The 22,285-nt window shown below is 66.0% G+C and carries 22 protein-coding genes; 13 read left to right on the plus strand and 9 right to left on the minus strand.

Features of this window, described 5'->3' with window-relative positions:
- Window positions 1-18: 18 nt before the first annotated feature.
- Window positions 19-930 carry an acyltransferase gene (locus AC1DX2_RS03135; protein ID WP_477194826.1) on the plus strand — a complete coding sequence of 304 codons (912 nt, stop codon included), beginning with the start codon at window positions 19-21 and terminating at the stop codon, window positions 928-930.
- A 30-nt stretch (window positions 931-960) separates the two neighbouring features.
- Here AC1DX2_RS03135 and AC1DX2_RS03140 read toward each other — a convergent pair whose 3' ends face one another.
- Entirely contained in the window at window positions 961-1,353 is a 393-nt protein-coding gene (locus AC1DX2_RS03140) for a cupin domain-containing protein (RefSeq protein ID WP_477195750.1), read from the minus strand.
- Between the two features lie 130 nt (window positions 1,354-1,483).
- A complete protein-coding gene (locus AC1DX2_RS03145; RefSeq protein WP_477194827.1) occupies window positions 1,484-1,783 on the minus strand; it encodes a hypothetical protein in 300 nt (99 codons plus the stop codon).
- Window positions 1,784-1,827: 44 nt separating this feature from the next.
- Between AC1DX2_RS03145 and AC1DX2_RS03150 the strand changes: the two genes are divergently transcribed.
- Window positions 1,828-2,535: a haloacid dehalogenase type II gene (locus tag AC1DX2_RS03150; RefSeq protein ID WP_477194828.1), complete on the plus strand. Its 708-nt coding sequence runs from the start codon at window positions 1,828-1,830 to the stop codon at window positions 2,533-2,535.
- A gap of 6 nt (window positions 2,536-2,541) precedes the next feature.
- Here AC1DX2_RS03150 and AC1DX2_RS03155 read toward each other — a convergent pair whose 3' ends face one another.
- Window positions 2,542-3,645: a GGDEF domain-containing protein gene (locus tag AC1DX2_RS03155; RefSeq protein WP_477194829.1), complete on the minus strand. Its 1,104-nt coding sequence runs from the start codon at window positions 3,643-3,645 to the stop codon at window positions 2,542-2,544.
- A 253-nt stretch (window positions 3,646-3,898) separates the two neighbouring features.
- On the opposite strand from AC1DX2_RS03155, the gene AC1DX2_RS03160 reads away from it, so the two are divergent.
- Together AC1DX2_RS03160 and AC1DX2_RS03165 are read left to right on the plus strand one after the other, a co-directional pair.
- Entirely contained in the window at window positions 3,899-4,639 is a 741-nt protein-coding gene (locus tag AC1DX2_RS03160; protein WP_477194830.1) for a hemerythrin domain-containing protein, read from the plus strand.
- A gap of 51 nt (window positions 4,640-4,690) precedes the next feature.
- Window positions 4,691-6,778 carry a hypothetical protein gene (locus tag AC1DX2_RS03165; protein ID WP_477194831.1) on the plus strand — a complete coding sequence of 696 codons (2,088 nt, stop codon included), beginning with the start codon at window positions 4,691-4,693 and terminating at the stop codon, window positions 6,776-6,778.
- An 83-nt stretch (window positions 6,779-6,861) separates the two neighbouring features.
- Here AC1DX2_RS03165 and AC1DX2_RS03170 read toward each other — a convergent pair whose 3' ends face one another.
- The 5 genes from AC1DX2_RS03170 to AC1DX2_RS03190 all read right to left on the minus strand — a co-directional run bounded on the left by AC1DX2_RS03170 (window position 6,862) and on the right by AC1DX2_RS03190 (window position 11,489).
- A complete protein-coding gene (locus AC1DX2_RS03170; protein WP_477194832.1) occupies window positions 6,862-8,202 on the minus strand; it encodes a GAF domain-containing protein in 1,341 nt (446 codons plus the stop codon).
- Entirely contained in the window at window positions 8,199-8,723 is a 525-nt protein-coding gene (locus tag AC1DX2_RS03175) for a pyridoxamine 5'-phosphate oxidase family protein (protein WP_477194833.1), read from the minus strand. Before AC1DX2_RS03175 ends, AC1DX2_RS03170 begins: the two co-directional genes overlap by 4 nt.
- A gap of 35 nt (window positions 8,724-8,758) precedes the next feature.
- Window positions 8,759-9,919 (minus strand): acyl-CoA dehydrogenase family protein, encoded by a 1,161-nt coding sequence (locus AC1DX2_RS03180; RefSeq protein WP_477194834.1) that lies wholly within the window; start codon window positions 9,917-9,919, stop codon window positions 8,759-8,761.
- Between the two features lie 256 nt (window positions 9,920-10,175).
- A complete protein-coding gene (locus AC1DX2_RS03185) occupies window positions 10,176-11,030 on the minus strand; it encodes a M24 family metallopeptidase (protein WP_477194835.1) in 855 nt (284 codons plus the stop codon).
- A gap of 42 nt (window positions 11,031-11,072) precedes the next feature.
- On the minus strand, window positions 11,073-11,489 hold the full coding sequence (locus AC1DX2_RS03190; RefSeq protein WP_477194836.1) for a DUF3574 domain-containing protein: 417 nt from the start codon (window positions 11,487-11,489) through the stop codon (window positions 11,073-11,075).
- A 140-nt stretch (window positions 11,490-11,629) separates the two neighbouring features.
- On the opposite strand from AC1DX2_RS03190, the gene AC1DX2_RS03195 reads away from it, so the two are divergent.
- From AC1DX2_RS03195 to AC1DX2_RS03230, 8 genes are read left to right on the plus strand one after another with little or no spacing between them, the layout of a single operon-like run.
- Window positions 11,630-12,835, plus strand: a complete 1,206-nt coding sequence (locus AC1DX2_RS03195; RefSeq protein WP_477194837.1) for an acetyl-CoA C-acetyltransferase — start codon at window positions 11,630-11,632, stop codon at window positions 12,833-12,835.
- Between the two features lie 24 nt (window positions 12,836-12,859).
- Window positions 12,860-15,007, plus strand: coding sequence for a 3-hydroxyacyl-CoA dehydrogenase NAD-binding domain-containing protein (locus AC1DX2_RS03200; protein ID WP_477194838.1), 2,148 nt, complete (start codon window positions 12,860-12,862; stop codon window positions 15,005-15,007).
- A 50-nt stretch (window positions 15,008-15,057) separates the two neighbouring features.
- On the plus strand, window positions 15,058-15,978 hold the full coding sequence (locus AC1DX2_RS03205) for an alpha/beta fold hydrolase (RefSeq protein WP_477194839.1): 921 nt from the start codon (window positions 15,058-15,060) through the stop codon (window positions 15,976-15,978).
- Between the two features lie 16 nt (window positions 15,979-15,994).
- Window positions 15,995-16,819 (plus strand): lipase family alpha/beta hydrolase, encoded by an 825-nt coding sequence (locus AC1DX2_RS03210; protein ID WP_477194840.1) that lies wholly within the window; start codon window positions 15,995-15,997, stop codon window positions 16,817-16,819.
- Window positions 16,816-17,142, plus strand: coding sequence for an MmcQ/YjbR family DNA-binding protein (locus AC1DX2_RS03215; protein ID WP_477194841.1), 327 nt, complete (start codon window positions 16,816-16,818; stop codon window positions 17,140-17,142). Before AC1DX2_RS03210 ends, AC1DX2_RS03215 begins: the two co-directional genes overlap by 4 nt.
- Window positions 17,143-17,187: 45 nt before the next feature.
- Complete coding sequence (locus tag AC1DX2_RS03220) at window positions 17,188-18,522, plus strand: HD-GYP domain-containing protein (protein WP_477194842.1); 1,335 nt, start codon at window positions 17,188-17,190, stop codon at window positions 18,520-18,522.
- Window positions 18,506-19,141 (plus strand): chromate transporter, encoded by a 636-nt coding sequence (locus AC1DX2_RS03225; RefSeq protein ID WP_477194843.1) that lies wholly within the window; start codon window positions 18,506-18,508, stop codon window positions 19,139-19,141. The genes AC1DX2_RS03220 and AC1DX2_RS03225 overlap by 17 nt, the downstream gene beginning before the upstream one ends.
- Entirely contained in the window at window positions 19,138-19,746 is a 609-nt protein-coding gene (locus tag AC1DX2_RS03230; RefSeq protein WP_477194844.1) for a chromate transporter, read from the plus strand. The genes AC1DX2_RS03225 and AC1DX2_RS03230 overlap by 4 nt, the downstream gene beginning before the upstream one ends.
- A gap of 35 nt (window positions 19,747-19,781) precedes the next feature.
- Here the strand turns inward: AC1DX2_RS03230 and AC1DX2_RS03235 are convergent, their stop codons facing one another.
- Window positions 19,782-20,204, minus strand: coding sequence for a GFA family protein (locus tag AC1DX2_RS03235; RefSeq protein ID WP_477194845.1), 423 nt, complete (start codon window positions 20,202-20,204; stop codon window positions 19,782-19,784).
- Between the two features lie 124 nt (window positions 20,205-20,328).
- On the opposite strand from AC1DX2_RS03235, the gene AC1DX2_RS03240 reads away from it, so the two are divergent.
- Window positions 20,329-22,275, plus strand: coding sequence for an acyl CoA:acetate/3-ketoacid CoA transferase (locus AC1DX2_RS03240; protein ID WP_477194846.1), 1,947 nt, complete (start codon window positions 20,329-20,331; stop codon window positions 22,273-22,275).
- Window positions 22,276-22,285: the final 10 nt, after the last annotated feature.

The following is a 22,285-nucleotide window of genomic DNA, read 5'->3' on the forward strand; positions in this document are numbered from 1 at the left end:
GCCGGCTACCATTGGTCCATGCTGAATTTCCTCCCTGCCCCGCTGGTGGGCCTGATCGCTGCCCTGTTGATGGTGCTCAACGCGGTCTTTTGGGTGCCCATCTTGATGGCCTTCTCGCTGCTCAAGCTGCTGCTGCCCTTCAAGCGCGTGCGCCTGTGGATAGACCCGGTGCTGCTGGCCATTGCCGAGACCTGGATCTCCGGCAACGTGGGCTGGATGACGCTGACCCAGCGTACCCAATGGGACGTGCAGGGGTTCGACAACCTGACCCCGCGCAGCTGGTACCTGGTCAACAGCAACCACCAGTCGTGGGTGGACATCCTGGTGCTGCAAAAGCTGACCAACCGGCGCATCCCGCTGCTGAAATTCTTCCTGAAACAGCAGCTGATCTGGGTGCCGCTGATGGGCCTGGCCTGGTGGGCGCTGGACTTTCCCTTCATGCGCCGCTACACCGAAGCCTACCTGAAAAAGCACCCAGAGATGCGCGGACGGGACCAGGAAACCACCCGCAAGGCCTGCGAGAAATTCGCGCTCATCCCCACCAGCGTGATGAATTTCTTGGAAGGCACCCGCTTCACCACCGCCAAGCACGCGCACCAGCAGTCACCCTACCGGCATCTGCTCAAGCCCAAGGCCGGCGGTATTGCGCTGGCGCTCAATGCCATGGGCGACAAGTTCCAGGCCATCCTGGACGTGACCATCGTCTACCCCGACGGCGTACCCACGTTCTGGCAGTTCCTGTGCGGCCGGCTGCAACGCGTGATCGTGCGCACGCAGTCGCTGCCCGTGCCGCGCCACCTGGTGCAGGGCGACTATGCCAACGACCCCGCCATGCGCGAGGCCTTCGCCCAATGGGTGCAGCAGCTGTGGCTGGACAAGGATGCGCGCATCAGCCAGCTGCTGCAGGAATCGCAGTCAGCCGCCGTTTGACGGCTGCCCAGCCCGGCCTGGTGGCGGACTTCAGGGTGCGGGCGAGGCCAGCGGCTTGCCCTTCTCGACCACATAGACGCCCACCAGCTTGGTCGGTACGCTGCCGTTGTTGTGCGCATCGTGGATGGTGCCGGCGGGGATGACAAAGGATTCGCCCGCCTTCACCGTGCGCGGCGCCTGGCCGTCGATCAGCAATGTGGCCTCGCCTTCCAGCACGTAACTGATCTCGTCACCCGGGTGCGTATGGCGCCCGGCCTTGGCGCCCGGCGCCACTTCCACACGGGCCACCACCGCCTCGCGCCCCGGCACCGACACATCGGCCTTGCCGACCAGCGTGCGCGTCAGCCCGGAGGCCTGGGCCAGCGCGGCGCCCTGCACGGCCAAGCCGGCCAACAGCAACAAGCCCGGCAACAGGGCAGACATCTTCTTCATGGGGTTCTCCTGGTCAATGTTCTCGGTGGGTATGCACCGGGCAGGCAGCCCGGCCAAGACATTCTCCACCAACGCATGCCCTGCTGACAAATCCGTCTGGGCACAGAGGGCGCCAACGGGCTCAGGCGTCGCTGCCGGGCTCGGCCAGCCAGCGCACCAGCCGGTGCTCGCAGGCCTTGAACACCAGGTAGGCCGCCATGCTGAGGTAGGCGCTGGCCACGATCTCCAGCAACTGCTGGGCGGCGCCATCCGCCAGCGCGGTCCAGCCGTGCTCGGCAATCAGCGCCAGGTTGGCATTGGCCAGAAAGACCAGATTGACTGAGGCGGCGCCAAAGAGGGTGAAGCTCAGACCCAGCACCAGGAAAGCCGCCCAGCGGCGTGACAGAATGGCACGGTGGAACCAGTTTTTTACGGCTTGCACCGCTTCATCGTACTTCAAACCACGCCCCACGCAAGACCCAGACCATGACCCATTCCGCGCCCCTGCCCCAGGTGTTGGCCTTTGACGTATTCGGTACGGTGGTGGATTGGCACAGCGGCGTCGCGCGCGAAGTCGATGCATTGCAACTGGGTGTGGACGGCGGCGAATTTGCGCTCGCCTGGCGCGCCGGCTACCAGCCGGCCATGCGCCGCGTGATGTCGGGTGAACTGGGCTGGACGCGGCTGGACGAACTGCACCGCATGATGCTGGAGCAGGTGCTGCGCGACTTCAACATCACCCATCTGAGCGAAGACCAATTGCGCCACCTGACCAAGGTCTGGCACCGGCTGGACCCCTGGCCCGACGCGGTGGCGGGCCTCACCAGGCTGAAGAGCCGCTTCACCATCTGCACGCTGTCCAACGGCAACATCGGCCTGTTGACCAACATGGCCAAGCATGGCGGCCTGCCGTGGGACTGCGTGCTGTCGGCCGAGGTGTTCCGCGCCTACAAGCCCTCGCCCGACGCTTACCTGGGCGTGGCCCGCACGTTCGACCTGGCACCCGAGCAGGTGATGCTGGTGGCCGCCCACCATGACGACCTGGCCGGCGCGCGCCAGTGCGGCCTGCAGACCGCCTACATCGAGCGGCCCAATGAGTTTGGCCGCACAAAACCAAAAGACGTGTCGCCGCGCGCTGACAACAGCTACCACGCCCGCGATTTCCTGCACCTGGCGCAGCAACTGGGCTGCTGAGCCCCCTCACGCCTGCACGGTGCGGTTGCGCCCCTGCTGCTTGGCCTGGTACAGCGCGTCGTCGGCGCGGGTCAGCGCCTGCTGCATGGTCTCGCCGGCCTGGTAGGCGGTGAAGCCGGCGGAAAACGTCAATTTCAACTCCGGCCGTTCGCTCCACGGCTCGGGTTGGGCCAGCGCCTGGCGCAGCCGCTCCAGCACCTTGGTGGCCTCCTCGGGCGTGGTGTCGGGCATCAGCAGCAGGAACTCTTCGCCGCCCCAGCGCGCCAGCAGGTCGGGCGCGCGCAACGCCTGCACCGCATGCCTGGCCAGCAGGCGCAGCGCCTCATCGCCGGCGGGGTGGCCATGGGTGTCGTTGATGGCCTTGAAGTGGTCAATGTCCAGCAGACAGACGCAGGGCATGACCGGCTGCCGCTGCGCGCGGCGCTCTTCGTAGGCCAGCAATTCCATCGCATGGCGCCGGTTGGGCAGGCCGGTCAGGTCGTCCTGCCGGGCCAACTGCTGGTTGCGCTCCAGCGCCTCGCGCAACTCCTTTTTCTGCACCCGCAGCTGGGTGCGGATGGCGCTGAGCCGACCGGCCAGCAAGCCCACCATGGGATAGACGATGGCGCACAGCAGAAAGATGACCACTTCGGTGGCCGCATACTGCGCGCCCTCGCTGCCCTGCAGCCAGCTCACCCCGCCTTGCACGGCAACGGCAAACCAGCCCAGCCAACGGCAGTGTTGCGGCGCCAGCGTGAAGGCGCCAAACAGCAGGATCAGCGGCGGAATCACCAGCACGGCCTCGCCCAGGCCGGGCATGACCAGGTGGGCCATGGCCACCATCAGCAGGGCGAAAATCATCTGCGCCGCGGTCAGTGCCGAATCGGCAAAGCGCTGGCTCCAGCCGCTGCGGATGGCCACATAGAAAACCGCCAGGCCGCAGGCGACGATGCCGCGCATCACCGCCGCGTGGCGGCTGTCACCCAGGCCCTGGGTCGCCGCATAGGCCTGCACCACCAGCATGCAGGCATACACGCCTGAAGTCATCAGCCAGTAACGCAGGTCGCGGCGCTGTTTGCGCTCGCGTCCCAGCAACCAGGTCAACCTCGGTTCTTGAATGTCTACGGGCATGTTCAGTGGTGGATGTCCCAGTGTGCTCGCAAGCTGCGCGACTGTCCAGCCATTGTAGGCAACTCATTGGCGCATAAGCCTCGGTGATACCTAAGAAGTTTTTAGTATTTTCTTAAGCATCGCTTAGCAAATGCATAAGCAGTTTTTAGCAACCCAAGGGGCCGAGAATTTTTAAACTTCCCGGCATGGTGTGGCGCAAGGCGTGTCATGCCAACCCAAGCACACACCGCAACACACCAAAGGGAATATCACCATGAAACTCGACAACAAGGAAATGGCCGCACTCGGCGCCACCCCCCAGGCCCCGCGCATGGACCTGTACGTGGGCATCCACAAGGCGCTGCGCGCGCTGATGAGCGACACGCTGATGGCCGTGGGCCGCATGGACCCCAGCGATGCCGGCGAGCTGGCCAGCGTCAGCGGCCGCGTGCTGGACCTGCTGGACTTCTGCCTGTCGCACCTGGAGCACGAAAACCGGTTTGTCCACCCTGCGCTGGAAGCCCGCGCCCTGGGCGCCAGTGCCGTGGTTGCCCACGAACACGAAGAGCACAAGGAACACATCGCCCGCCTGAAGGGTGACGTGGACGCCCTGTGCGCCGAGCGCGACTCCGCCCGGAGCGCTGTGCAGGCCCTGGCCCTGTACCGCAACCTGGCGCTGTTCGTGGCCGAGAACTTCCAGCACATGCATGTGGAAGAAACCGCCCACAACGCCGTGCTGTGGTCGCGCTACACCGATGCCGAGCTGATGGCCATCCACCAGGCGCTGGTGGCGTCCATCCCGCCGCACGACATGATGTTCACCGTGCGCTGGCTGGTGCCCTACATGAACCCGATGGAGCGCACCCACATGCTGGCCGGCATGAAGGCGCATGCGCCGGCCGGCGCCTTCAACGCCGTGCTGGACGTGGTGCGCCCGCACCTGAACACCACCGAGTGGGCCAAGCTGATGCGCAGCCTGGGCCTGCCACCGGTGCCGGGCCTGGTGACGGTCTGAAGCGCCGCCATTCACTCAACAACAAAACACACACATCAAGGGAATCTCATCATGTTGTCACGCATCTTCCTGCGCACAACCGCCCTGCTGTCGCTCGCCGCCGTGCTGAGCGCCTGCGGCGGCGGTGGCGCGGACTCTTCGGCCGCAGCGCCGCAAATCAATCCCCGACTGTTCGAGCGCCAAGCTTCGCAGGTCGACCTGGCACTGTGCGCCGCCCAGGCTGTGGTGGCCGATGGCCAGGTGAGCTACAAACTGGAAGACGGCCAGTGCACGGCCGTTTTCACCGACGCAGACGGCAAGATCGCCCAGGCCAAGGCCAAGGCCTCGCGCGTGGTGCGTGCAGCCAAGCCGGTGGACGCCACCGCGCTGATGGACTGGGCGCAGCAGGTGTTCAAGCCTTTCTTCCCCGACAACGTGCCCAACATCGCCATTCCCGGCTTTGTGGTGCGCTACTACCCGAGCAGCCAGAACTACCTGGGCGTGGCCGACGACGGTAGCGTCTACATCATGGGCCCGCTGACCGGCAGTCAACTGGCCAAGGTGGGCAAGCTGACCGACTTCACGTGCAGCATCTACCCCGACAACTGCCTGCTGGACCTGCCCGGAGTCTCCCTGCAACTGGGAACCGACAAGGCGCTGGTGACGCAGGGCGGCACGTTCACCGTGCCGGTGACCATCACCCGTCTGGAAGGTTTCCAGGGCAGCGTGAACGTGGCCTTGAGCCAGTTGCCCCAAGGCGTGACGGCGCCCGCCATCACAGTGCCGGCCAATGCCACCACCGCCACGCTGACGCTCACGGCCCAGGCCACAGCACCCCACTCCCGCCCGGACACGGCCTTGGTGACCGCCACGGCAGGCACCGCCTCCACCACGCAACCGCTGACAGTGACTGTGCGCGGCACCGCTGGCAGCGTCGATACCAGCTTTGGCGCGGCCGGCAAGATCATCACCGAGGTGGGCGCCGGCGAAGACTACGCCAATGCCGTGACCGTGCAGGCTGACGGCAAGGTCATCGTCGCCGGCAGCAGCCGCACCAACACCGCGACCGTGGTCTCGCTGGTGCGCTACAGCATTGACGGTGACATGGACGTCACTTTCGGCACAGGCGGCAAGGTGCTGACCTCGGTCAGCGAACGCAGCGACGTGGCCTACGCCATCGCGGTACAGCCCGATGGCAAGATCCTGGTGGCCGGCAGCAGCGACCAAAGCGCCGCCGGCAATGGCCTGGACTTCATGCTGGTGCGCTACAACACCAATGGCACGCTGGACACCACGTTCGGCAACGGCGGCAAGGTGGTGACCGACATACTGCACCAGGGCAACGTGGCGCGCGCCATGGTGCTGCAGGCTGATGGCAAGATCGTGCTGGGCGGCGAGGCGCTGGTCAACTCCTCCACCAGCGGCGTGGACTTTGCGCTGGCCCGCTACACCACCAACGGCACGCTGGACACGACGTTTGGCAGCGGCGGCACGGTGACCACGGCGCTGAAGACCGGCGCCGGCTCGGACGTGGTGCGCGGCCTGGCGCTGCAGACCGTGGACGGCGAAGCGCGCATCCTGGCCGCGGGCGGTGATGGCGACTTCCTGGCCGCCCGCTACACCGCCGCCGGCGTGCTGGACAACAGCTTTGCCACCGGCGGCAAGCTGGTGGGCGTGTTTGGCAGCAACATTGGCGGCGCCAATTCGGTGGTGGTGTTGCCTGATGGCAAGGCCGTGCTGGCCGGCCACACCAACAACGACCTGGCGCTGGTGAAGCTGCAGGTCAGCGGCAGCCTGGACACCACGTTCAACGCCACGGGCAAGATGGTTTACCCCATCTCCTCCAGCGGCAACTGGGACCAAGCCACCGCCATAGCTCGCCAGTCCGACGGCAAGCTGGTGGTGGGCGGCTGGGTGTACAGCGGCAACAGCAGCAGCGGGGACTTTGTGATCCAGCGCTACACCGAGAACGGCTATCCGGACGACACGTTCGGCGACCACAGCACCGTGATCCTGCCCATGGCCAACGGCACGCTGAGCGATCTGTCGCACGCCCTCATCCTCCAGGCCGACCCACGCTTGCCCACGGTGCGTGCCATCCAGGCCGGCGAGGCCAGTGGCAGCAACTACAACTTCGCCGTCACGCGCTTCTGGCTGTGACGCCCTGCCGCCGAAGCGGCGGACAACACCCTTGCCGCTGAGGCGGCTGGCGACACCGAGCGAGGTGGCCTGGGCCGACAGGTTCAGGCCACCTCGCTCAATTCCATGGGGCACTGCACATCCAGCCGGAAGCGACCGCGTCCGGTTTTTTCTATGCGCACGGCCGGGCCATGCTCCACCAGCCGGCGCTGCAGCAGCACCAGCCGGGCTTCCAGGTTGTCGATCACGTCGGGCAGGCCCAGGCTGCCGTCCAGCCGCAGTTCGCGGTTGGAGAAGTCGGTGCGGCCCAGCTTGACGAAGTCGTTGGCCAGCTTCCAGAAAATCGCGCCGGCCACGCCTTTGATCAGGTACGTGTCGTTGATGAAGATGCTGTCGTTGGCGACGAAGCGGCGAACCTGCAGCGCCGGCCCGGCCAAGGGCGCTGGGGCCAGCGCAGCGGGCTGACTGTCGCCGGCCTCTGGGGCGCTCTGCATCAGGTCCATGGCGGCGCCCAGGTGGCCGGCCACGGCCACCAGCACATCCTCATCCTCGTAGCTGAACTGCATGTCGTTCGTGCTCTCCACGAACAGCACACCCAGCAGCTTGCCCACCGACATCACCGGCACGGCCAACTGGCTGTGCGGCTCGCTCAGGCCGGGATAGGGAATGTCCGTGTCCAGCGCCAGCATGGGCTCGTGGTCGCGCAGGCTGCTGCGTGCAGCGCGGCTGTACAGGTAGGCGGTGGTCATGTGCAGGATGCGCAGCGGCGTGCGCTCTCGCGCTGCCACGCCAATCACGCCCTCGCCCATCTCGATCTCGAACCCCACGCCGGAGGTGGCATAGCCGCAACTGGCCACGGTGTAGAGCCGCTGCGTCACCGGGTCCAGCATCAGCACCATGGCATGGCGCACGTCCATGAAATCGGTCAGGCTGGCCAGCGCGGCGTTCAGCAGCTCGTCCAGCGCGGTGCAGCGCGACATGCGCTCGCTGGCGCGGCGCACCGTGCTCAGCATGTTGGTGCGCGGTGGCGGCAGCGGCAACGGCTGCCCTTCCACCGCCTCGATGGCCTGCACCTCGTAGACGTCGGATCCCAGCAGCTTGAACACGCCGGCCATGCCCGAATGCGAGGCGATGCCGGCCAGCTGCGCCTTCATGCCCTCGAACAGCGGCCCGGCGGTTTCGGTGCGCAGGTAGCGCAGTTGCAGGCGGTAAAAAGCCACCGTGTGGGGGTGCAGCACCAGCACCGTGGCACAGGGGTTGGCCAGGATGTTCTGGCGCGTCTTGTTGAAGAACTGAAACGACAGCGCCACATGGCGCTCGTCCACGTAGTAGACCTGCGAGATGTAGGCCAGGTTGGGCGTGCCGTCCGGCGCACAGGTCGCCATGACGGCCGGGACGGCGCCTTCCAGGCAGGCGCGGATGGCGCCCAGCTCCAGCCGCGTCACGACAGGGCTCCGCTGGGTGCGGATACTCCGCCGGACGCCAGCGCCGTGCCTGCCTTGGGGCCAGGGGTCTGGTCAAAGGCCTGCTCGGGCTCGAAGCTGACGGCCACCACATCCTCGACCTGGTGCGCCAGCATGGTGCGGGCCAGCTCCCGCGTGTAGCCGATGGTGGACATCTCGTTTTCCATCGACGCCAGGTAGCTCAGCAGCAGGGGAACGTCTGTAGGCTGGGCAGCGCGCGTGCTGGCGCCGCTGCCCTTGATCTGCAAGGCACGGTTGGTGGTGGGCTCGCCGAACACCACGGCCAGCCGGCCGCTGGCGGCAATGTCCTGCAGCAACTGGCGCGACTGACGCCGCGCCAGGAACACGGTGACGAGGCTGCCATCCTCGGTGATGGTGCCGCCGACGGCGCGCATGATGCTGGGCTTCAAGCCGGCATCGCAGGAACTGACGATGCAGGACACGCCCTTGCGTATCATCGCAATGTGTTCGGGGGACAACAATGGCTTGGGCAGCGAACTCATGCCCTGCAATGTAGCGGAAACGAAGTACCGTGGAGTTACTTACCCAGCCCCATGGCTCGGGTAATGACTTCCTTCATGATCTCGTTGGTGCCGCCGTAGATGCGCTGCACCCGGGCGTCGGCATAGGCCCGGGTGATGGGGTATTCCCACATGTAGCCGTAGCCGCCGAACAGTTGCACGCACTCGTCCATCACCTTGCACTGCAGGTCGCTGCACCAGTACTTGGCCATGCTGGCGGTGGCGGTGTCCAGCTTGTCCTGCAACACCAGCTCGGTGCACTTGTCCACGAACACCTGGGCCACCTGCACCTCGGTCTGCAACTCGGCCAGCGTGTAGCGGGTGTTCTGAAACGCCGCCACCGGCTGGCCGAACACCTTGCGCTCTTTCACATAGTCCACCGTCCAGCCAATCGCCGCCTGGGCCGCCGCCACGGCGGTGATGGCGATTTGCAGCCGCTCCCAGGGCAACTGCTCCATCAGGCAGATGAAGCCGCGGTTCTCGTGTGCGGGGCCACCGAGCAGCTGTTCAGGGGCCAGGCGCACGTTGTCAAAGAACAGTTCGGAGGTGTCCTGCGCCTTCAGGCCCAGCTTTTTGAGCCGCTTGCCAACGCTGAAGCCCGGCATGCCGCGCTCCACCAGCATCAGGCTGGTGCCCTTGCCACCAGCGGCAGGGTTGGTCTTGGCCACCACAATCACCAGGTCGGCATGCCAGCCATTGGTGATGAAGGTCTTGCTGCCGTTGAGCAGGTAGCTGCCGTCGGGCTGCTGCAGCGCGGTGGTCTTGATGCCTTGCAGGTCGGAGCCCGCAGAGGGCTCGCTCATGGCAATGGCGCCAATCATTTCGCCCGAGGCCAGCTTGGGCAGGTACTTCGCCTTTTGTTCCACCGTGCCGTAGTGCAGGATGTACGGCGCCACGATCTCGCTGTGCAGGCTGTAGCCCACGCCACTGATGCCGGCGCGCGCCAGTTCTTCGAACTGGATCACCGAATACAGCTTGTCTGCACCAGCGCCACCATATTCCTCGGGCATGGAGGTGCACAGGAAGCCGTTCTCGCCGGCCTTGTGCCACACCGCGCGGTCCACATAGCCCTGGTCTTCCCAGGCGGCGTGGAAGGGTGTGATTTCCTTTTCGACGAAACGGCGGAAGCTGTCGCGGAAGGCTTCGTGGTCGGGGGTGAACAGCGTGCGGTCGATCATGATGCGGCTCCGTCGGTGAATTTTTGCAAAGCGGTTGCTTGGTGAAAATAATACCATTCGTCGCGAATGGGTCCACAGCCGACGCCGCTGGTGCGCGTGGCTCCGCGGCTGTCCCCCGGGCCTGCGGCCCTCCTCCTTGATGCCGCTGCGCCACGCGCCCCAGCGACATCGGGGCCGTAGGCGGACGTGACGCTTGAATGCCAAACATCCGACACCCGCACGCCAGCCATGCTCGCAGGATCAGGTCGTCATGGCACTATGCGGCCATGGCCTGCCAACGCTGGGCATGCGGCAACGTGTCGCAGAGGAATCGCACTTCGCCGTCCGTCACCAGCAGCATCTCCTCGAACTTCACGCCTACACCGTCGCGCGCCACGTGCGGCTCCACCGCCCACAGGCCCGGCTGCATGACCACATCGCTCTGGCGCGTGTGGTTCCAGTTGGGCGTGGCCTCAGGCCGGCCGCGCGAGGCGCGCAGGCTGGTCGTGACGAACCAGGCCGCCGCCACGGCGTTGATGCCCCACAGCCTGCGCCTGGCCGTCCAGGTGCCGGGAACACAGGTGACGCGGTGGCCCAGCACCTTGCCGATGTGCTTGCGGTGGGCGTTCTCGAAGCCGGCGGCGGTGATGGCGACATCCACCTCGCGGGCGATGTCGCGCATGTTGGCGCGCTCCTTCGCCCGCTGCAGGATCAGCGCGCGCAATTGCTTCAATAGCGCATCGCCATCATCAAAAGCCCGTCGCACCGGGCTGCTCCTGACAGGCTGCACCGCGTAGGAGCAATCAATGGTGTAGCCCTCGATCACCGGCGCTGAGTCCAAAATGACGGCGTCGCCCGCCGCCAGTACGCGCGCTGTCGGCAAGGCCTCCAGCTGGCCGAAGTTACCGGGGTAGCCGGTGCGGTCGCCGAACAGCGCCACGGGCACGTGGAAGTAACTGTCCAGCTTGAAGCGCCGCTTGAATTCAACGTGCAGTTTCTTCGCCACCTCGCGCTCGGTCTGGCCGGGTTTCAGCGTTTGGCTGACGTCGACCAGCGTGGCATAGACCTGGGTTTGCAGCTCGGTGAAACGCTGCAACTGGGCAGCGCTGAAGTCGCGGGATTGGATCAGCATGAGGTTCCTGTCACCTGTCGTGCCAGCGACAATGATCTGCGGCTAGTAACTCACGCACGCGGGGTGGGTGACGCGCAGCACCGCCTCCTGGCGGAACTTCTGCTTGTAGGCCTGGGCGATGTCCTGCACGGCCTGCTCTTCGGCCGCCGCGCCCGCATGCAGGATGTTGAGCACATAGGACTGCTCCTTGACGATGGGGCCGGCCTGCGACTTCCACTGGCCCGCAACCTGCCACACGCTCAGGCCCTGGGGGAAACGAGGCGTCACCGTGCTGTCCACAAAAGCCTGCCAGTCCTGCGGCGCAACCGTGCCACCGGCGGGGATGTCGGTGCCAAAGTAAAGCAACTCGTTGCGCATGGCCTTCAGCCCGCTGGGGCAGACGGGCGCTGCCGGTGCGGCGCAGCCGGCCAGCCACACCAGCACCGTGCTGGCCGACAACAATCGCGTGACTGCACGCATAGGTCGTGACTCCGTGAAGCGCACAAGCCGCCAGCTTACCACTCGGGTCACAACGGCGCCCCTATTTTTACAAAGCATTTGCTTGGTAAAAAGAATATACTGGAGCATCCATTTCCCCCTATTCGACCCGAGGACGCACCATGACCGAAGCCTACGTGTACGACGCCATACGCACCCCGCGCGGCAAAGGCAAGAAAGACGGCAGCCTGTACGAAGTCAAGCCCGTCAACCTGCTGGCCGGCGTGCTGACCGAGCTGCAGCGCCGCAATGACTTTGACACCGGCCAGGTGGACGACGTGGTGATGGGCGTGGTCTCACCCATCGGCGAGCAGGGCTCGGTGATTGCCAAGGTGGCAGCGCTGAAGGCCGGCTGGGACTTCCGCTGCTCGGGCGTGCAGCTGAACCGTTTTTGCGCCTCGGGCCTGGAGGCCGTCAACATGGCGGCGCAGAAAGTGCGCTCCGGTTGGGAAGACCTGGTGGTGGCTGGCGGCGTGGAGAGCATGAGCCGGGTGCCGATTGGCTCCGACGGTGGTGCCTGGGCGCAAGACCCCGAGACCAATTCACAAACCGCCTTCGTGCCGCAAGGCATAGGCGCCGACCTGATCGCAACGCTGGACGGCTTTCGCCGTGAAGACGTGGACGCCTTCGCGCTGGAATCGCAAAAGCGCGCGGCCAAGGCGCGCGAGGGCGGCTACTTCGCCGGCTCGGTGGTACCGGTGAAGGACTTCCTGGACCAGACCATCCTGGGCGTTGATGAGTTCATCAAGCCGCACACCACGATGGAAGGCCTGGCGTCGCTGAAACCCGCCTTCGAGCAAATGGGCAGCATGGGCTTCGACCAGGTGGCGTTGACACGCTACCCGCAGGTGGAGCGCATCCACCACGTGCACCATGCCGGCAACTCGTCGGGCATCGTCGATGGCGCGGCGGCCATCCTGATCGGCTCGGAGCAAGCCGGCAAGACGCATGGCTTCAAGCCGCGTGCGCGCATCGTCGCCGCGGCGCTGAGCGGCGCCGACCCCACCATCATGCTGACCGGCCCCATGCCGGCGGCACGCAAGGCGCTGGCCAAGGCCGGCATGACGATAGACCAGATCGACCTGTTCGAGGTCAACGAAGCCTTCGCCGCCGTGCCCATGCGCTTCATGCGCGAGATGGGCGTGTCGCACGACAAGGTCAACGTCAACGGCGGCGCCATCGCCATGGGCCATCCGCTGGGCGCCACCGGCGCGATGATCCTGAACACGCTGATCGACGAACTGCACCGCCGCAACCTGCGCTACGGTCTGGCCACGCTGTGCGTGGGTGGTGGCATGGGCATTGCCACCATTGTTGAACGCTGCTGATTCCTGCCTACCCGGACCCTCTCCATGAAGACGATCAAATACGAACTGCAAGACGGCATCGCCACACTGACCTTTGACGAGTCCGGCTCCCCCGTCAACACAATGTGCCTGCAATGGCAGCAGGACCTGACCGAAGCCGTGGCCCAGGTGGTCAAGGACAAGGCAGCCATCAAGGGCATCATCCTCGCCTCGGCCAAGAGCACCTTCTTCGCCGGCGCCGACCTCAAGGGCACCATGCGCCTGAAGCCTGCGGACGCCAAGGCGGTGTACACCGAGATCGAACTGGTGAAGAAGAACTTCCGCACGCTCGAAACGCTGGGCGTGCCTGTCGTCAGCTGCCTGAACGGCACGGCCCTGGGCGGCGGCTGGGAGGTGGCGCTGGTGGGCCACCACCGCATTGCGGTGGATGATGCCAAGATCCAGTTCGGCATGCCCGAGGTGACGCTGGGCCTGCTGCCCGGCGCCAGCGGCGTGACCAAGATGACGCGCGCGCTGGGCCTGATGGGCGCCCAACCCTACCTGGTGGAAGGCAAGCTGTTCAACCCGCGTGAAGCCATGGAGCTGGGCCTGGTGCACGAGTTGGTGGCCAGCGCCGCCGAGTTGCGCGCGCAGGCGCTGGCCTGGATTGCCGCCCACCCCACGGCCCAGCACCCGTGGGAAGCCAAGGACTACAAGATCCCCGGCGGCACACCGGCCAACCCCAAGGTGGCCGCCATGCTGGCGGTGGCGCCGGCCATGATCAAGAAGCAGACCCGCGGGCTGTACCCGGCCCCGCAAGCCATCATGGAATGCATGGTGGAAGGTGCCGAGGTGGACTTCGACACCGCGCTGCGCATCGAGTCCCGCCACCTGGCCAAGCTGATCACCGGCACCAACGCGCAGGCGATGATCAACACCTTCTTCTTCAACCTGAACGCCATCAAGAGCGGGCAGTCGCGGCCCAAGGATGTGCCAAAGTACAAGCCGGCCAAGGTGGGCCTGCTGGGCGCCGGCATGATGGGTGCGGGCATCGCCTACGCCCAGGCCAGCCGGGGCATTGCCACCGTGTTGAAAGACGTCAGCCTGGACAAGGCCGAGCTAGGCAAGGCCTACAGCGCCAAGCTCACACAAGCCAAGGTCGACAAGGGTCGCATGAGCCCGCATGACCAGAAGGCCATGCTGGAGCGCATCCAGGCCACCGACAAGGCGGCCGACCTGCAGGGCTGCGACCTGATCATCGAAGCAGTGTTTGAAAACCGCGAGCTGAAGGCCAAGGTCACGCAAGAGGCTGAGCCGCATCTGGCTCCGGGCGGTTTCTTTGCTTCCAACACCTCCACGCTGCCCATCAGCGGCCTGGCCAAGGCGAGTGCCAAACCGGAAAAATTCGTCGGCATCCACTTCTTCAGCCCGGTGGACAAGATGAAGCTGGTGGAGATCATCCGCGGCGCCCAGACCGACGACGAAACCGTGGCGCGCGCCTATGACTATGTGCAGGCGCTGGGCAAGATCCCCATCGTCGTCAACGACTCGCGCGGCTTTTTCACCAGCCGGGTGTTCGGCACCTTCGTGATGGAAGGTGCGGCCATGCTGGGCGAAGGCATTCCGGCGGCGGCGATCGAGAACGCCGGCATCCAGTGCGGCATGCCGGTGGGGCCGCTGGCGGTGCTGGACGAAACCTCGCTGTCCTTGAGCATCCACGTGATGGAACAGACCCAGGCCGACTTTGCCGCCGAGGGCAAGACCTACACACCCAGTGCCGGTGAACAGGTGGTGCGCAAGCTGGTGAAGGAGTTGAACCGCCCCGGTCGCGCTGGCGGCGGCGGCTTCTACGAGTACCCGGCCGAAAAAGGCGCGAAGAAATTCCTGTGGCCGCAGTTGAAACCGCTGTTTGAAAAAGCCGACGCGCCCTGGACCATCGAAGACCTGAAAGACCGCCTGCTGTACCGCCAGGCGGTGGAAACCGCGCGCTGCCTGAACGAGAAGGTGCTGACCACCGTGCACGACGCCAACATCGGCTCCATCTTCGGCATTGGCTTCCCGGCCTGGACGGGCGGCGCGATGCAGTTCATCTATGGCATGGGGCTGGAAGCTTTCGCGCGCCGAGCCGATGAACTGGCTAAAAAGTACGGCCCCGGCTTTGTGCTCAGCGACGAGGTCAAGGCCGCCATCGCGCGACACCAGCCGGTGTACTGAGGCCCCAGTGCACTTCAGAGTTCCGAAAGCCGACAAGGGACAATAGCGGCATGCTGGCGAATTTGTTGCGGGTGCTGTGGATTGGTTTGGCGGTGCTGGGCGCCGCGCTGGGACTGGGGTTGGCTTACTGGGCCGGGGCGTCATCGTGGTGGGCTGCCGTGTTGGCACTGCTGATCCCGCTGTTGGGCACACCGGTCTCCATCAGTTGGTCCATGTCGCGTGCACGGCTGGCCAGCGGCAACGCCGCCGGTGGCAATGCCGTCTGGTGGCACGCCTGGTGGGGAGAGGTCATCACCAGCACACAGGTCTTCCTGCTGCGCATGCCGTGGACCACCCGCGCGCCGGCCATGCTGCCAGCCACCCACACCGCGCCCGGTCAACCCGCATTGCCGGTGCTGCTGGTGCACGGCTTCCTGTGCAACCATCGCGTGTGGGATGACATGCTGCCCGCGCTGCGTGGCGCCGGGCACCCGGTGATGGGCGTGAACCTGGAGCCGCTGTTCACCTCCATAGACAACTACGCGCCGCTGATCGAACAGGCCGTGCAGCGGCTGTGCCGCGACACCGGCGCCACCCGGGTGCTGCTGCTGGGCCACAGCATGGGTGGGCTGGCGATACGCGCCTGGGTGCGCGCACATGGCACGGACAGGGTGGCTGGCATCGTCACGCTGGGCACACCGCACTGGGGCACGCGCATCGACCAGCATGTGCACACCCCCAACGGTCGGCAAATGGGTTGGAACAGCGGCTGGGTGCAGCAGTTGGCGGCGGGCGAAACCGCAGCGTTGCGCGCCCGCATGGCCATTGCCATCACGCCGCAGGACAACATCGTGTTCCCACAACGCGCCCAGGTGCTGGAAGGCGCCAAGGTGCAGGAATTCGAAGGCCGTGGGCACCTGCAATTGTGTCGAGATCGTGAAGTTGCCCACTGGGTGCTGCAACGGCTGGCCGAATTCGGTACAGTGCAATAAGGAAGCCACATCCCCCATGTCCCGCATCAGCCAACTGAAAGCCTCGCTGACCCAGTTCCCCGACATCGCCGCGCCCTCGTGGTGGCTGCTGGCCCTGGAGCAGCGCTCCATCTGGGAATTCTGGTCGGGCGTGGCCATGTACCCGGCACTCTCGCGCCTGGCCCCGCGTGGCGACGGCCACCCGGTGCTGGTGCTGCCGGGCTTCGCCGCCTCGGACATCTCCACCGCGCTGTTGCGCCGCTTTCTGGACGACCTGGGTTACGTCACCTGCCCCTGGGGCATGGGGCGCAACCGGGGCATCAAGGACGAGGTGCCGGCGCGCATGCAGCAGTTGCTGAACACGGTGTACAAACAGCATGGCCGCAAGGTCAGCGTGGTGGGGCAAAGCCTGGGCGGCGTGTTCGCGCGCCAGCTGGCCAAGGCGGAGCCGGACAAGGTGCGCCAGGTGATCACGCTGGGCTCGCCCTTCACCGGCCACCCGCTGGCCAGCACGGCGGCCCATGTGTACGAATGGCTGTCGGGCGACAACTTCGACAACATCGACTTCAACCAGCACCTGGAGGTGCGCGTGAAGCCACCGGTGCCCACCACCTCCATCTACAGCAAGACCGACGGCGTGGTGGCCTGGCAATGCTCGATCGAGGCCGACGAGGCCAACCAGGCCGAGAACATCCACCTGCGCGGCGGCAGCCACATCGGCATGGGCAGCAGCCCGGTGGCGCTGTACCTGATCGCCCACCGGCTGGCACAGGCTGAAGGGCACTGGACGCCGTTCGAGCCCAGCGGCCTGGGCAAGCTGCTCTACGGCGCCCGCGACCATTGCCAGGACGCGCAAGCATGAAACTGGCGCAGGCCCGTGCGTACGCGCTGTCGCTGCCGGAAACGCTGGAGCAGCCGCACTTTGACCTCACCTCGTTTCGCGTGCGCGGCAAGATCTTCGCCACGGCGCCGCCCGATGACACGGAGCTGCGCGTGTTTGTGACCGAAGAGGAACGCGCAACCGCGCTGGCCACCCACCCGGACGTCTGCGCCAAGCTGAACTGGGGCGCCAAGGTGGTCGGCCTGAAGCTGGCGTTGGCCAAAGCACCACCGGCCCTGGTTCAGGGCCTGTTGCGCGCTGCCTGGCAAAACAAGGCGCCGCGCGCCTTGCGCTTGCCCGATTGATGCCTGTCAAGCCTGGTGTCAGCTAGCTTTGGTAAAACCCCCGGTATGAGCGATTTCCCAGAAGAAGAAGCCGGCGCCGACGCGCAGCACTTCACCAAGGCAGTCACCGAACTGGGCGAGACCCGGCCGGTGCTGACCACGAGCGCGATCTTCAACGAGCAGGGTGTGAAGATCGTTGAAAAGGGCGTGGCCATCAACGCCGGCATGTACGAGCGGCTGATGCAGCACAAGCTGTCCGAGCCCATAGAGAACTCGGTCGCCAGCCTGCCCACGGTCACCGGTGAATTCTTGCGCGAAACAACAGAAAACCTGCTGCTGCAGGTGCCGTTTTACGCCCGCATGCTGGAAGACCCGAAGGTGCGGGTCCTGTTGCTGGACGTGATCTCCAAGATCCCCCTGCCCGCCCCTATGGCCTTTCAGCTGACGCTGGCCTGCGAGGTGCGTCACGAGGTGTTCGTGCATTCGGTGCAGGTGGCGCTGACGGCGGCCTGGTTGGCGCGTTCGCCCACTGCGCTGCGCTTTGACGTCGGCATGGCCGCCGCTGCCGGCCTGCTGCACGATGTCGGCATGCTGCACCTGGACCCGGTGCTGCTTCAGCCCGAACACGGGCTGAGCAGCGCGCAGCGCCGCCAGCTGTATTCGCACCCGCTGATCGCCACCGTGCTGCTCAAGCGCCACCACGAATACACCAAAGAGATGGTGCGCGCGGTGGGCGAGCACCATGAGTACCTGAACGGCTCGGGCTACCCGCGCAACCTGGCGGGTGATGCCATCAGCCCGCTGGGCCGCATCCTGGGCCTGGCCGAGGTGGTGGCGGCCATGCTGGCGCCGGACCGCGATGCGCCGGAGATGCGCCTGTCGGTGCTGCTGCGCATGAACATGCACCGCTTCGACCCCGTGCTGGTGGCCCAGGTGATGCACCTGCTGCGCCCCGACCAGGACGCTGCCAATGCACTGAGCCTGGTGCTGCCCGACCCGCTGACGCGCCTGCGTGAGCTGGAAGATGCCATCAGCCAGTGGCCTGAGGTGCTGCTGAAGCAGCCTGACCTGTCCCGCGAACGACTGGAGGGGCTGCAGGCCCTGACGACGCAGGTCAGCCAGCTGCGGCGCACGCTGGCCAATGTGGGCGTGACCCAGGACCAACTGACGCAATTGGGCGACAGTGCGCTGGACGACACGCTGAAGGTGGAACTGTCCATGCTGGCCGCCGAAGCGGCCTGGCAACTGCGCGCGTTGGCGCGCCAGACACGCCGCCGCTGGCGCGCCGGCCCCGGTGGCAGCTATCCGGCCCCCCTGCAAACCTGGTTGGACAAGGTGGATAAACTGGTGTCAGAGGGCGTGCCCTCCGAATCACTGCCCGAAGATGACGCCGACACCTGAGGCCAACGCCGCATCGACCAGCCCCAACACGCCGGCGCGGCCGGCGCCGCAATCCTGCTCCGACCTGTTCTGGTCCTTCACCTGGCTGGCGCTGCAAGGCTTTGGCGGCGTGCTGGCGGTGGTGCAGCGCGAGCTGGTGGAAAGGAAGCAGTGGCTGACGCGCGAGGAATTCATTGAAGACTGGGCGGTGGCGCAGATCCTGCCCGGCCCCAACGTGGTCAACCTGTCGCTGATGATTGGCGATCGCCATTTCGGCGTGCCCGGCGCCCTGTGCGCGCTGGCCGGCATGCTGAGTTTTCCGCTGCTGGTGGTGCTGCTGATGGCCATCGTGTTTGCCGGCATTTCCGACCTGGCGGTGGTGCAAGGCGCGCTGCGTGGCATGGGCGCGGTGGCCGCCGGCCTCATCAGCGCCACCGGCCTGAAGCTGGCCGCCGCGCTGGACAAGAACGTGATGGGCCAGGTGGCGTGCTGGGCGCTCTTCACGCTGACGTTCTGCCTGATCGCCTTCCTGCGCGTGCCGCTGGTCTGGGTGCTGCTGACCGTGGGGCTGGCGGCCTGCCTGTGGGCGTACCACATGCTGGGCCGCGTCAGCGCCGCAGCCAAGGGCGAACGCTCATGAACGGCGCCCCTGTCATCCACCTGGCGGCCACGGACTGGCTGTCGCTGTTCGGGCACTACCTGTCGCTGTCCCTGCTGTCGGTGGGCGGCGCCATCACCACCGCGCCGGACATGCACCGCTACCTGGTGGACGAAAAAGCCTGGCTCAGCGACGCCCAGTTCACCTCCTCCATCGCGCTGGCCCAGGCCGCGCCCGGCCCCAACGTGCTGTTCATCGCGCTGCTGGGCTGGAGCGTGGGCCTGAACGCCGGCGCTGCCGCCGGCGGCGGCGCCATGGCCTGGGTGCTGGCCTTTGCCGGCATGGTGGTCACCATGAGCGGCATCATGCTGCCCAGCACCACGCTGACCTTCCTGGCCGCCCGCTGGGGCCACCAGAACCGCGAACTGCGCGCCGTGCGCGCCTTCAAGCAAGGCATGGCCCCCATCGTCATCGCGCTGCTGATGGCCACCGGCTGGGTGCTGACCGCCGCCTACAACATCCCGGCCAAACACTGGCCGCTGTGGCTGCTGACCGCCGTCACCGCGCTGCTGGTGTGGCGCACCCGCATACACATGCTGTGGCTGCTGGGGGCGGGTGCCGTGCTGGGGGGACTGGGCTGGGTCTAGCCGCCCATGCGGCCCTCCATAGCGAGTGCTGTGATCTACCCCTCAAAGCGACTCGTGGCGTCGCGATCGCGGTCGTACCGTTTCGAGAGCGGAAACGGCGGCAACCAGGACTCACGACGGACGGTCCAGAGTTCGTAGGTCGGCCTCAGTTGCTCAGGGGAATCCAGGGAACCCAGGTTCACTTCGACTTCGTCCGCGCTGCGTGAGAACACCGATGAACCACAGCGCGGGCAGAAATACCGACCGCCATAGTGGCTTGTTTCGCCATCCACCGTTACCGCATCCTGAGGGAAAACTGCGGAAGCATGGAAAAGGGCTCCATGGTATTTGCGGCAGTCAAGACAATGACAAAGGCCGACTCGGTAAGGAGACCCCGAGGCCGCAATTCGGACACTGCCGCACAGGCAGCCGCCCGTAAATCTGTTCATGCTGTGTCTCCAGTGAATCCAAGGGGCCATTCTGCCAAAGCCGAAATCCTGGCATTCGCCCCATGGGTAGTGCTACCGATTGCACCACCCCAACGGCACTGCTGTAATGCCGCAGCCCTTGCCATTTCACCGGACAGCGACAGCGGGACACGATATGCACACCAACCTCCACGAACATGCCGTGCACGGCACCCGGCGCAACAAGATCGTCAGCGCCGCCGAGGCGGTGCGCCTGATCCACGATGGTGACACCATCGCCACCGGCGGCTTTGTGGGCATAGGCTTTGCGGAGGAGATCGCCATCGCGCTGGAGGCGCGCTACCTGGAAAGCCTGGCCCAAGAGGGCACCGGCGCGCCACGGCAACTCACGCTGGTGTACGCCGCTGGCCAGGGCGACGGCAAGCTGCGCGGCCTGAACCACCTGGCCCAACCCGGCATGTTGCGTCGCGTGATCGGCGGGCACTGGGGACTGGTACCGGCACTGCAAAAGCTGGCCATCGACAACCAGATAGAGGCCTACAACCTGCCGCAAGGGGTGATCTCGCACCTGTTTCGCGACATCGCCGCCGGCAAGCCCGGCACCCTCACCCATGTGGGCCTGGACACTTTTGTCGACCCGCGCCTGGGTGGTGGCAAGATCAACGCACGCACCACGGAAGACCTGGTGCGCCTGATGTCCATTGACGGGCGCGACTACCTGTTCTACAAGGCGTTCCCGATTTCGGTGGGCATCATCCGCGCCACCACCGCCGACGCCGACGGCAACCTGACCATGGAGCGTGAGGCCTTGACGCTGGAGGTGCTGGCCATCGCGATGGCGGCTCGAAACAGTGGTGGCATCGTCATCGCGCAGGTCGAGCGCATCGCGGACCGTGGTTCGCTGCACTCGCGCATGGTCAAGGTGCCGGGCGTGCTGGTGGACGCGGTGGTGGTGGCCACGGACCCGGCGCACCACATGCAAACCTTTTCGGAGCAATACAACCCGGCCTACTCGGGCGAAATTCGCGTGCCCATGGACATGCATCCGCTGATGCCCATGGGCACGCGCAAGGTGATCGCCCGGCGCGCCGCACTGGAGTTGCGGCCCAACAGCGTGGTCAACCTGGGCATTGGCATGCCCGAGGGCGTGGCCAGCGTGGCCGCCGAGGAACAGGTCATCGACATGCTGACGCTGACCGCCGAGCCTGGCGTGATCGGCGGCATTCCGGCCAGCGGCATGAGCTTTGGCGCCGCCGTCAACACCCAGGCGGTGATCGACCAACCCAGCCAGTTCGATTTCTACGACGGCGGCGGGCTGGACCTGGCGGTGCTGGGCCTGGCCCAGGCCGACGCCCAGGGCAACCTCAATGTCAGCAAGTTCGGGCCCCGCCTGGCCGGCGCCGGTGGCTTCATCAACATCAGCCAGAACGCCAAGACGGTGGTGTTCGCGGGCACCTTCACCGCCGGCGAACCCGATGTTCAGGTGGAAGGAGGCAAGCTGTCGGTGGCGCGCGAGGGGCAGATGAAGAAATTCGTCGCCGCCGTGGAGCACCGCACCTTCAGTGGCGCGGAGGCGCTCAAGCGCGGCCAGCGCGTGCTGTATGTCACCGAACGCTGCGTGCTGCAACTGACCGCCGCCGGCATGGAGCTGGTGGAGATTGCCCCCGGCATCGATTTGCAGCACGATGTGCTGGCGCAGATGGACTTTGTGCCGCTGATCAGCCCGCAACTGCGCTTGATGGACGCCGCCATTTTTGCCGATGAACCGCTGGGCCTGCGCCAGCGCCTGCTGGCCACGCCGCTGGCGCAGCGTTTTGAGCTGGACAGCGAACACCGCCTGCTGTTCATCAACTTCGAGGGCCTGAGCATAGACAGCAGCACCGATATTGCCGCCGTGGAGCAGGCCGTGACCGCCTTGTTGGCGCCGCTGGTAACCCGCCCTGAGCAGCGCGTGGCGGTGGTCGCCAACTACGACAGCTTTCACATCCTGCCCAGCCTGCTGGACGAGTACTCGGCCATGGTGCAGCGCCTGACCCAGCGGTATTACAGCCGCATCACCCGCTACGGCACCGGCGGCTTTTTGAAGGCGCGGCTGGACAAACACAAGGCGCAGGCGCTCTAAGGCAGCCCGG

It is taken from the genome of Hylemonella sp. P2_B10, assembly GCF_056404875.1.

What these genes read in the sequence shown, in the direction of transcription:
- AC1DX2_RS03135 (WP_477194826.1), top strand. Translation starts at nt 19, where the DNA reads ATGCTGAATTTCCTCCCTGCCCCGCTGGTGGGCCTGATCGCTGCCCTG.
- AC1DX2_RS03140 (WP_477195750.1), bottom strand. Translation starts at nt 1,353, where the DNA reads ATGTCTGCCCTGTTGCCGGGCTTGTTGCTGTTGGCCGGCTTGGCCGTG.
- AC1DX2_RS03150 (WP_477194828.1), top strand. Translation starts at nt 1,828, where the DNA reads ATGACCCATTCCGCGCCCCTGCCCCAGGTGTTGGCCTTTGACGTATTC.
- AC1DX2_RS03155 (WP_477194829.1), bottom strand. Translation starts at nt 3,645, where the DNA reads ATGCCCGTAGACATTCAAGAACCGAGGTTGACCTGGTTGCTGGGACGC.
- AC1DX2_RS03160 (WP_477194830.1), top strand. Translation starts at nt 3,899, where the DNA reads ATGAAACTCGACAACAAGGAAATGGCCGCACTCGGCGCCACCCCCCAG.
- AC1DX2_RS03165 (WP_477194831.1), top strand. Translation starts at nt 4,691, where the DNA reads ATGTTGTCACGCATCTTCCTGCGCACAACCGCCCTGCTGTCGCTCGCC.
- AC1DX2_RS03175 (WP_477194833.1), bottom strand. Translation starts at nt 8,723, where the DNA reads ATGAGTTCGCTGCCCAAGCCATTGTTGTCCCCCGAACACATTGCGATG.
- AC1DX2_RS03180 (WP_477194834.1), bottom strand. Translation starts at nt 9,919, where the DNA reads ATGATCGACCGCACGCTGTTCACCCCCGACCACGAAGCCTTCCGCGAC.
- AC1DX2_RS03185 (WP_477194835.1), bottom strand. Translation starts at nt 11,030, where the DNA reads ATGCTGATCCAATCCCGCGACTTCAGCGCTGCCCAGTTGCAGCGTTTC.
- AC1DX2_RS03190 (WP_477194836.1), bottom strand. Translation starts at nt 11,489, where the DNA reads ATGCGTGCAGTCACGCGATTGTTGTCGGCCAGCACGGTGCTGGTGTGG.
- AC1DX2_RS03195 (WP_477194837.1), top strand. Translation starts at nt 11,630, where the DNA reads ATGACCGAAGCCTACGTGTACGACGCCATACGCACCCCGCGCGGCAAA.
- AC1DX2_RS03200 (WP_477194838.1), top strand. Translation starts at nt 12,860, where the DNA reads ATGAAGACGATCAAATACGAACTGCAAGACGGCATCGCCACACTGACC.
- AC1DX2_RS03205 (WP_477194839.1), top strand. Translation starts at nt 15,058, where the DNA reads ATGCTGGCGAATTTGTTGCGGGTGCTGTGGATTGGTTTGGCGGTGCTG.
- AC1DX2_RS03210 (WP_477194840.1), top strand. Translation starts at nt 15,995, where the DNA reads ATGTCCCGCATCAGCCAACTGAAAGCCTCGCTGACCCAGTTCCCCGAC.
- AC1DX2_RS03215 (WP_477194841.1), top strand. Translation starts at nt 16,816, where the DNA reads ATGAAACTGGCGCAGGCCCGTGCGTACGCGCTGTCGCTGCCGGAAACG.
- AC1DX2_RS03220 (WP_477194842.1), top strand. Translation starts at nt 17,188, where the DNA reads ATGAGCGATTTCCCAGAAGAAGAAGCCGGCGCCGACGCGCAGCACTTC.
- AC1DX2_RS03225 (WP_477194843.1), top strand. Translation starts at nt 18,506, where the DNA reads ATGACGCCGACACCTGAGGCCAACGCCGCATCGACCAGCCCCAACACG.
- AC1DX2_RS03230 (WP_477194844.1), top strand. Translation starts at nt 19,138, where the DNA reads ATGAACGGCGCCCCTGTCATCCACCTGGCGGCCACGGACTGGCTGTCG.
- AC1DX2_RS03235 (WP_477194845.1), bottom strand. Translation starts at nt 20,204, where the DNA reads ATGGCCCCTTGGATTCACTGGAGACACAGCATGAACAGATTTACGGGC.
- AC1DX2_RS03240 (WP_477194846.1), top strand. Translation starts at nt 20,329, where the DNA reads ATGCACACCAACCTCCACGAACATGCCGTGCACGGCACCCGGCGCAAC.